Origin of the sequence: Liquorilactobacillus vini DSM 20605, from assembly GCF_000255495.1 — a bacterium.
In the GTDB taxonomy this organism is placed as follows: Bacteria; Bacillota; Bacilli; order Lactobacillales; family Lactobacillaceae; genus Liquorilactobacillus; species Liquorilactobacillus vini.
This window is the reverse complement of the sequence record NZ_AHYZ01000128.1, coordinates 1-7,859: the sequence shown is the minus strand read 5'-3', so window position 1 is coordinate 7,859 and position 7,859 is coordinate 1. Positions and strand designations below refer to the sequence as shown.

The window sequence follows — 7,859 nt, the reverse complement described above, 5'->3', positions numbered from 1 at the left end:
TTTGTCTAAAAACATTTGTGCTTACTTTGAAAATCGCTATTCTTTAGAAGAACGTTCAGCTGTCAAATCGGTTGTCATCGATTTAAATGCCAATTACCAGCTTTTCATCAGACGACTTTTTCCGCATGCTAAAATCATTATTGATCGCTTTCACATTGTTCAATTGGTAAATCGGGCTTTCGATCAGCTTAGGGTTACAATTTTAAAGCAACAAAGCGATCAGCATAGCCGTATCTATAAGGCTTTAAAAATCAATTGGCGTTTGTTTCATAAAGATGCAGAAAAAGTTGATAATTCTAAAGCACGATACTTCAGAGGAATCAATGAATATATGACGCAACAGAATCTGATTGATTTAGGACTTAGTGCAAGTCCAAAGCTGAAATACGTTTATGAAACAGCACAACAAATTCAAGAATCACTTAAAAAGCATGATGTGAAAAAGCTCTGCCTTACCTTGAACAATTATCAAAAGCAAAGCTCACCAATGGATACTTCAATTACAACCCTGAAGAAAAATTTGAAATATGTTTCAAACAGCTGTGAATCATCGCTTTCTAATGGGCCGATCGAAGGCATCAATCGCAAAATTAAAGCACTTAAACGGATCTGTTATGGATTCAAAAATATGGACCATTTTTATGCCAGAATTCTTTTAATTGTAAAATAAAGAAGCCCCCTATTCAGAGGACTTCATGGTCCCACCAATACGATTTGACGGAGACCCGCTTTTTTCCGCGGATAACATGATCGGCGTGACCTAAAGCTTCATTGACAATATCAAGAATATGGGGATCGTTTAACTGGTAATAGTTAAACCTTCCTCTTTTTGTTGAATTTACCAACTGATGTTGCTTTAAAATCGATAATTGATGGGAAACAACTGTTTGCTCAAGGCTAAAAGTCGCTGCAATATCATTGACTTTCATTGGATTGTTTTCTAAGATTTTAAGCATTTGCAAGCGGTGTGGGTTGCTAAGCAATTTAAAAATACGTTGGACTTCTTTAAGATGGATTGAATCGATCAAATTAGGATTATCTTTCATAACGTCTCCTTTAACCAGTATAATCTTAGTTATTTTTTAATTCCTTGACAGGTCTATTACATGTGTAATTAAACCACTATTCCAAAAGACGTACAACCCAGTTGCTAGATAACAGATTTTCATTAATTTTTCACCATGCTTTTCAGTTATAATTATGTTTGCCACCAAAGCAATCTTGCTGACCAGTTTGATTAAAATAACGGCCAAAATCGTTAACAAACCGATAAAGTAAGAGGGCTAGCAAAAATTTAGCTGAAGTTTTTCCCAATAAAACTAGGTAGAAAAATTGAAAGATTGCAGCCAGAATAAACAGATAGGTAAGTAATTAAGACACTGAAAATTGATGATTTGCGTTGAGTAACATTAGCTTGATCAGTGCGCAAGGCCAGATGAATTGGCAGAATGCCTAAAATTCCCAGTAGCCATTCAGGAATAAACATCGCTAACAGTTTGCCAGCTAAGAAATTGACAGTTAATAAAAAAATATTTCCTAATAAATAGCCTAGCATTACTTGACGGAAAATTTATTTTTTTACCAAAAAGATTAACATGGAAAAGAAATCTAAATTGACACTGATAATTGACACTGATAAAAATTAAAGTTAAGATCCAATAATTCATAATTTTTTCTTCTTTAATTTAAATTGATCTTATATGTCATTAAATATATATGATATTATTGATATATATTGTCTATTTCATATAATAGGCTTAGTCATAGAAAAAATCCAGTAGTTGAAAAATTATTATTAATAAGCTTGGCTTTTTTGATTTTTTAGAATATAATATTTATTAGGTTATAATAATTCTAAATTAAGAAGGAAGAAAATGAAAGATACATTAGCGCAAAAAATAAATGTAATGCGTGCGGCCGTTATGGGAGCCAATGATGGTATCTTATCGGTTGCAGGAATCGTAATCGGTGTTGCTGGTGCGACAACGAATAATTATGCCGTTTTCTTATCTGGAATCTCTGGTATGTTGGCCGGGACAGTTTCGATGGCGATGGGAGAATACGTTTCAGTCAATACACAAAAAGATTCACAAAAAAAAGCGATAATTGAACAGAAACTAGCTTTAGAAAATGATTTTCAAAGAGAATTTCAGCTAGTGGAAAATAAGTTTTTAAAACAAGGTATCAAAAAAGAATTGGCACAAAAAGCAACCCAAGAAATGATGACTAATGCTCCACTGGTAACTACAATCAGAGAAAAATATGGGTTTGACCCGCGATCGTTTACTAGTCCTTACGCAGCGGCCTTAGCTTCGATGATCTCATTTCCAACTGGCTCGATTTTACCTTTAGTTGCTATTTTGTTTTTTCCAGTAAAAATTAGAATTTTTGCTACGTTTTTAGCGGTAATTATTGCGCTGGCGATCACCGGCTTGGCAGCTGCAATCCTGGGTCATGCCAATTGGAAACATGGCATTGTTCGAAATGTTGTTTCGGGAATGTTGACGATGATGGTGACCTACGTGATTGGGGTGCTAATAGGAAGGTAATGTTATGGTAGAAAAAGCAATTATTGAAAAGAAAAAGCCATCAATGGCAGATAAGCTTAATACTTTAAGAGCCGGTGTTTTGGGTTCTAATGACGGGATCTTAACAGTCGTTGGTGTTTTATTCAGTGTGGCGGTAGCTACGACTGATAAATTTACAATTTTTATTGCCGGTTTAGCTGATTTACTTGCCTGTGCTTTTTCGATGGCATCTGGTGAATATGCCTCGGTCAGTACGCAAAGAGATACAGAAAAAGCGGCCGTTATTACCGAGCAGAAGTTGTTAAAGACTGATTTTGCAAGGGAACTGGATCAGGTCGTTAGTTTTTATCAAAAGAAAGGCGTTTCTGAGCAGACTTCCCGGGGAATCGCCCTTGATCTGATGCGAAAAAAGCCGCTTGAAACGATCATCAGTGTTAAATACAATTTAAAACTTGGCAGTTATTTAAATCCGTGGAATGCGGCTTTTTCATCCCTTTTTTCAGCTGCTGCGGGGGGGATTTTTCCTTTAGCTGCCATGACTTTGAGCCCTGATAGCTTTAAATGGCAAGCAACGATCTTAGCAGTTTGTTTTTCCGTTTCTTTGACCGGTTACTTAAGCGCTAAGTTAGGCAATGGACTTGCCAAGATTGCAATTTTCAGAAATTTGATCGTCGGAATCGTTACCATGATTATCCACTATTGTATCGGAATTTTACTTTAATAGAAGTCAGCAAATAAAATATATTTAAATACCCTATTAATTTGAAGTAACAATTCATTCAACAAGGGTATTTGATAAAACTAATTTCAACGGACTTTGCTCGCTTCTGGCTACTTAAAGTGAAGTAAAAAACTTTTATGTTTGCAAAAGCCAAGCAAAGGGTATTTGTTGATGGCACTTAACTTGTTCGTCGTTTCAAAACAATTGACTGCAGAAAATTCCAAACCAAGCTAAAAGTAGTCCCTCCTAAATAACTGGTAGTGGCATAAAACAGAGCCAAATGTCAGGTTAACATTATTAGTTGGCAGTTATGCGCAGCACTTTTATCTGCATCAGCCGAATTCAGCCCGGCTGACAGTAACAGTGAAAAATTATCAGCATTATCTGCCAAAATATCTGCCATTAGTCCATCCGTCACCTTTAAATTACGGTTGGGTAAAAAAAATTTTTGGTTTGAAGAGCAAGTTTTACCAGACCTGCGGGACCGGGTCGCAAAATTAATCGAATAAAAGGAAGCATGATTTGATGGAAATTAAATTAGAGAGGATTTATCAGAAGCCAGCTGATTTATCGGGTTATCGTTTATTAGTTGACCGTTTATGGCCGCGAGGGATCTCCAAAGTTAATGCGCACCTTGATCAATGGTTTAAAGAAATTGGGCCCAGTAAAGAATTGCGTTTGTGGTTTGGCCATGATCCAGCAAAGTATCCAGATTTTAAACAAAAATACGTTACTGAATTAGAATCTAATCCAGCAACCCAAGATTTTTTGCGGCTGGTAAAACGACAATTAGAAAAACAAGATGTAATTTTCTTATTTGGTGCTAAAGATGAAAAACATAATCAAGCAGTCGTTTTAAAAGAATTTACTTTACGACAAATAAAACATAATTAGCGATGGGAAAGATTAGACATGCAAGTTTAGGAATTTTTGCCGGCCATAATCCAGCCGGCGTCACTGCGATGATGCTCAAACAAGTTTTAAGCCAGATCAGAGCTCCAAATACAGCTAAAATTACCAAGTTAGTGATTATCTACAAATCGATCAACCTGAGAGGCCTAACCCAGACTTAGACCTTAGACTAATTTACTTAGTTTTACCAAATGCTACTGGAATAAGCAGCTATTCAAAAATATGGCTTTGCTAAAAACTATCAGTTGGGAGGCTAATATTGTTGGGCTTGAAAAAGTAGTGAAAATCATAGTTGTCCAAAGATTAGTTTAAAAGTTGAAAATGCCAGTTAATCTGCTGGCTTGGAAATTTATTGACTTAAAAGATGGAGAAAAGCAAAAGAGTATTCAAGCAGATTACCAATTGGTAAGTTCATTAAGTGGGCAAATAAATGGCTAATAGAGTGTCATTAGGGAAAAATAGACTGAAAGAAATTCTTTCAGTCTATTTTTTTAAATAATTTTATTTTAAAATTTAGTTTGATCTTAAAAAATTGTCATTAACCTTAAGCTAATTTGTGATTAACCAATTTTCTAGTTGGTAGTTTAACAAAATTAAGCAGCAACGAACTCAAGACAACAGTGATTGAACTTAATGCCATTGCCAGTCCAGCAATTTCCGGACTGAGTGTCAAACCAAAATGACTAAATAAGCCTGCTGCGATTGGGATACCGATAACATTGTAAATAAAGGCCCAGAATAGATTAAGCAAGATTCGATCATAAGTCTTTTTAGCTAAAACCAGCGAGGTCACGACATCCAGCAGATCATTTTTAACTAAAACGATCCCGCCGGATTCGATCGCAATATCAGTTCCCGAACCCATGGCGATTCCAATCGTTGCAGCTGCCAATGCCGGAGCATCATTGATCCCATCACCGACAAAAGCAGTTGGAGCTTGATCGTCGAGTTCTTTGACCTGCTTGGCTTTATCAGCTGGCAAGACTTCAGCAATCACCTGATCGATACCGACTTTTTTAGCGATTGCTTGAGCTACAAAGCGGCTGTCACCGGTCAGCATGACAGTTTTGATGCCAATTTTTTTCAAATCAGCAATTGCTTCTCTCGAAGTAGTTTTTGGTGTGTCTTGAATGCCGAGCAAAGCGATGATTTCTTGCTCATATCCGACGAAAACGACTGTTTTAGCAGCTGATTGCAAACTTTGGGCTTTAGCTTGCAAACGCGCTGAGATCTTGAAAGTTTGTAGTAAGCGCTGATTGCCGACAAAAACTTGCTTACCAGCAATTAATGCTTTAACTCCTTTACCAGTGATCGATGTAAAATTTTTGGCAGCCGCCGGGATGATCTTTTGCTGCCGTGCTGCAGTCGTAATTGCTTGGGCTAAAGGATGTTCCGAAAACTGTTCCAGACCAGCCGCTAACTGTAAAACTTTCTGCTGACTGAATTTTTCAGTAAAGATATCAGTAACTTGCGGTTTGCCAACCGTAATCGTCCCAGTCTTATCAAAGACAACGGTTCTAATTGTATGGGCAGCTTCTAAGACTTGACCGCTCTTCATTAAGATACCAAGTTTAGCAGAGCGGCCGGTTCCGACCATCAGTGCTGTCGGAGTTGCGATCCCTAAAGCACATGGGCAGGCAATGATCATAACTGAAACAGCAAAAATCAGCGCATCTGCCACGCTGGCATCTAAAAAGACATACCAAATCAAAAAGGTCAAGATTGAAATGATCAAAACCAGTGGTACAAAAGCATTAGCAATTTTATCAACTGTCCGTTGGATCGGAGCACGCGAACTTTGCGCTTGTTTGACAGTTGCGGCGATCTGTGCCAGCAGCGTATCCTGTCCTACCTTTGTAGCTGTAAAAGTAAAACTGCCAGTCGTATTGATCGTCGCCCCAATGACTGGATCCCCTGCATGTTTAGCAACCGGCATGGCTTCGCCGGTAACCATTGCTTCATTGATCGTTGAATTGCCGTCTTTGATAACACCGTCAGTTGGGATCTTTTCACCGGGTTTGACCTGAATCAGATCACCGACTTTGATTTGTTCAAGCGGGACAGTTATGAATTTTCCATCCCGCCAGACAGCAGCATTCTTGGCTTGCAGGCCCATTAAATCTTTGACCGCTGTTGAAGCCCGTGATTTCATCCGTTCTTCAAATAGTGAACCCAGTAAAACCAAAGTGATGACGATCGCCACTGCTTCAAAATACGTGCTTTTTGGTGAAAAAAACATTGCATACACGCTGTACAGGTAAGCAATCGTAGTCCCTAAACCGACTAGTGTGTCCATATTGGCGTGGTGGTTTTTAAATGAAGCAATCGCTGTTTTCAAGAACGAGATCCCTGAAAGCCAATAAACAAGCGATCCGCAAAAAAATGCTGTCCAGACACCGCCTGGTAGCATCCGACCGAAAAAGCCCAAAATCATATTGATCAGTAAAGGCACTGAGCCGATCACACCGATCACAAAGCGTTTGGTGATTGACATAGCGGCATTTCCTTTCTTTCACTAAAACTTATTTAACAACATATTTGCCGTGAACCATTTTCATGCCGCAAGACCAATCGATCGTTTCCTTTTCTGCTGGGGTAAATTCAAAAGTTATCGGCTGATTGAGCGGTAAATCGCGTTTTTCACCATTGAAGATCACCTGTTGAGTGCAGCCTTTATCACTGACACGAACAAAAGTAACCTTGGCTGGAACGCCAGCTTTAAGTTTGAAATGATCTGGTTTGTAACCTCCATCAACAGTAACTTTAACTTCATTAGAAATTTTTCCAAACATTATTGATTCCTTCTTTCAGATTATTTAATAATAATTTTTCCATGAAACATGTCCATTCCGCAAGCATAATTATAAACGCCAGCTTTTTGCGTGTCGATTGGGATCGTCACATCTTTATTTTGCGGCAATTCCTGGATAATACCAAAATCAGGTAAAACAACTTTCTCCAAACAAGATGATGGGTCCTTGCGATGAAAAACTATTTTTGCCGGGATCCCTTGTTTTAAAGTTAAAACTGCCGGATTATAACCGCCGTCAACGATGATCGATCCTGTTTGCTGCTGGTCACTAACAACTGAATGGCCGCTGGAAACTTGGTGCTTGCCGAAAAACCACCAGAGAATAAAACCAATCAGCGCTAATCCGCCAAGTAAAACAATAGCTTTAACCACCATCAAGCTCACTTCCTTTTTTAGTTTACATTTGTAAACTTGGTTACAAATATATTCTATCCTCAATTGGCAGCTTAGTCAATAAATAAATTTAGATTAGTTGCTACTTCAGTTTAATTGAAAGCAAAATAGTCTGTTTTCCAGTAACGGATAATTTTGAAGAATACTTTTTTAAAGCTGTGACTGGTAGCTTATTAGTTTTTAAAATCAGTAAATGAAAAAGAGAAAGCTAAGCAAGTCTGAACTGAAGATCGCTGAAAAATGATTCCTCCAAAAATCTAAAATAGTAATAGTAATTGAAGAAATAATTTATCAAATTGGCAGTTTTTTTTCGAAAAGAATTTTAATTCAACAAATTGGATAAAGATACTGTTTTAAAAGTGCTTTAAAAGTTAGAAACGATTGAGGAAGGATCTTCTTATTGATCGCAGATGTAGAGGGCGGTTATAAAATGTAGGAAATCGGCGGAATAAAATTGCCAGATTTTCTGCATTTTTTTATACTTAATCTTAAT

At 37.5% G+C, this 7,859-nt stretch carries 10 protein-coding genes and 1 pseudogene; 6 read left to right on the top strand and 5 right to left on the bottom strand.

From position 1 onward, the window contains the following. A partial coding sequence (locus tag ON15_RS07365; RefSeq protein WP_026049536.1) for an ISL3 family transposase occupies window positions 1-670 on the top strand: 670 nt, incomplete at its 5' end. A 13-nt stretch (window positions 671-683) separates the two neighbouring features. Here ON15_RS07365 and ON15_RS07360 read toward each other — a convergent pair. Then, complete coding sequence (locus ON15_RS07360) at window positions 684-1,046, bottom strand: ArsR/SmtB family transcription factor (protein ID WP_010580848.1); 363 nt, start codon at window positions 1,044-1,046, stop codon at window positions 684-686. A 36-nt stretch (window positions 1,047-1,082) separates the two neighbouring features. Continuing rightward, window positions 1,083-1,597, bottom strand: a pseudogene (locus tag ON15_RS12315) (cadmium resistance transporter). Between the two features lie 277 nt (window positions 1,598-1,874). On the opposite strand from ON15_RS12315, the gene ON15_RS07350 reads away from it, so the two are divergent. The 5 genes from ON15_RS07350 (at window position 1,875) to ON15_RS11775 (ending at window position 4,322) form a co-directional block, all read left to right on the top strand. Next, window positions 1,875-2,549: a VIT1/CCC1 transporter family protein gene (locus ON15_RS07350; protein ID WP_010580847.1), complete on the top strand. Its 675-nt coding sequence runs from the start codon at window positions 1,875-1,877 to the stop codon at window positions 2,547-2,549. A 4-nt stretch (window positions 2,550-2,553) separates the two neighbouring features. Then, window positions 2,554-3,249, top strand: coding sequence for a VIT1/CCC1 transporter family protein (locus ON15_RS07345; protein ID WP_010580846.1), 696 nt, complete (start codon window positions 2,554-2,556; stop codon window positions 3,247-3,249). Between the two features lie 327 nt (window positions 3,250-3,576). Continuing rightward, on the top strand, window positions 3,577-3,750 hold the full coding sequence (locus ON15_RS12210; RefSeq protein ID WP_328285377.1) for a hypothetical protein: 174 nt from the start codon (window positions 3,577-3,579) through the stop codon (window positions 3,748-3,750). A gap of 24 nt (window positions 3,751-3,774) precedes the next feature. Next, window positions 3,775-4,143 (top strand): DUF488 domain-containing protein, encoded by a 369-nt coding sequence (locus ON15_RS07340; RefSeq protein ID WP_010580845.1) that lies wholly within the window; start codon window positions 3,775-3,777, stop codon window positions 4,141-4,143. 2 nt (window positions 4,144-4,145) lie between these two features. Next, a complete protein-coding gene (locus tag ON15_RS11775; RefSeq protein ID WP_156397614.1) occupies window positions 4,146-4,322 on the top strand; it encodes a hypothetical protein in 177 nt (58 codons plus the stop codon). A gap of 383 nt (window positions 4,323-4,705) precedes the next feature. Here ON15_RS11775 and ON15_RS07335 read toward each other — a convergent pair whose 3' ends face one another. Genes ON15_RS07335 through ON15_RS07325 form a run of 3 tightly spaced genes read right to left on the bottom strand, consistent with a single transcriptional unit; the run spans window position 4,706 to window position 7,348 of the window. After that, window positions 4,706-6,655 (bottom strand): copper-translocating P-type ATPase, encoded by a 1,950-nt coding sequence (locus tag ON15_RS07335; RefSeq protein ID WP_010580844.1) that lies wholly within the window; start codon window positions 6,653-6,655, stop codon window positions 4,706-4,708. A gap of 28 nt (window positions 6,656-6,683) precedes the next feature. Next, entirely contained in the window at window positions 6,684-6,953 is a 270-nt protein-coding gene (locus ON15_RS07330; RefSeq protein WP_010580843.1) for a cupredoxin domain-containing protein, read from the bottom strand. Between the two features lie 20 nt (window positions 6,954-6,973). After that, window positions 6,974-7,348 (bottom strand): cupredoxin domain-containing protein, encoded by a 375-nt coding sequence (locus tag ON15_RS07325; RefSeq protein ID WP_010580842.1) that lies wholly within the window; start codon window positions 7,346-7,348, stop codon window positions 6,974-6,976. Window positions 7,349-7,859: the final 511 nt, after the last annotated feature.

What these genes read in the sequence shown, in the direction of transcription:
- ON15_RS07360 (WP_010580848.1), bottom strand. Translation starts at nt 1,046, where the DNA reads ATGAAAGATAATCCTAATTTGATCGATTCAATCCATCTTAAAGAAGTC.
- ON15_RS07350 (WP_010580847.1), top strand. Translation starts at nt 1,875, where the DNA reads ATGAAAGATACATTAGCGCAAAAAATAAATGTAATGCGTGCGGCCGTT.
- ON15_RS07345 (WP_010580846.1), top strand. Translation starts at nt 2,554, where the DNA reads ATGGTAGAAAAAGCAATTATTGAAAAGAAAAAGCCATCAATGGCAGAT.
- ON15_RS07340 (WP_010580845.1), top strand. Translation starts at nt 3,775, where the DNA reads ATGGAAATTAAATTAGAGAGGATTTATCAGAAGCCAGCTGATTTATCG.
- ON15_RS11775 (WP_156397614.1), top strand. Translation starts at nt 4,146, where the DNA reads ATGGGAAAGATTAGACATGCAAGTTTAGGAATTTTTGCCGGCCATAAT.
- ON15_RS07335 (WP_010580844.1), bottom strand. Translation starts at nt 6,655, where the DNA reads ATGTCAATCACCAAACGCTTTGTGATCGGTGTGATCGGCTCAGTGCCT.
- ON15_RS07330 (WP_010580843.1), bottom strand. Translation starts at nt 6,953, where the DNA reads ATGTTTGGAAAAATTTCTAATGAAGTTAAAGTTACTGTTGATGGAGGT.
- ON15_RS07325 (WP_010580842.1), bottom strand. Translation starts at nt 7,348, where the DNA reads ATGGTGGTTAAAGCTATTGTTTTACTTGGCGGATTAGCGCTGATTGGT.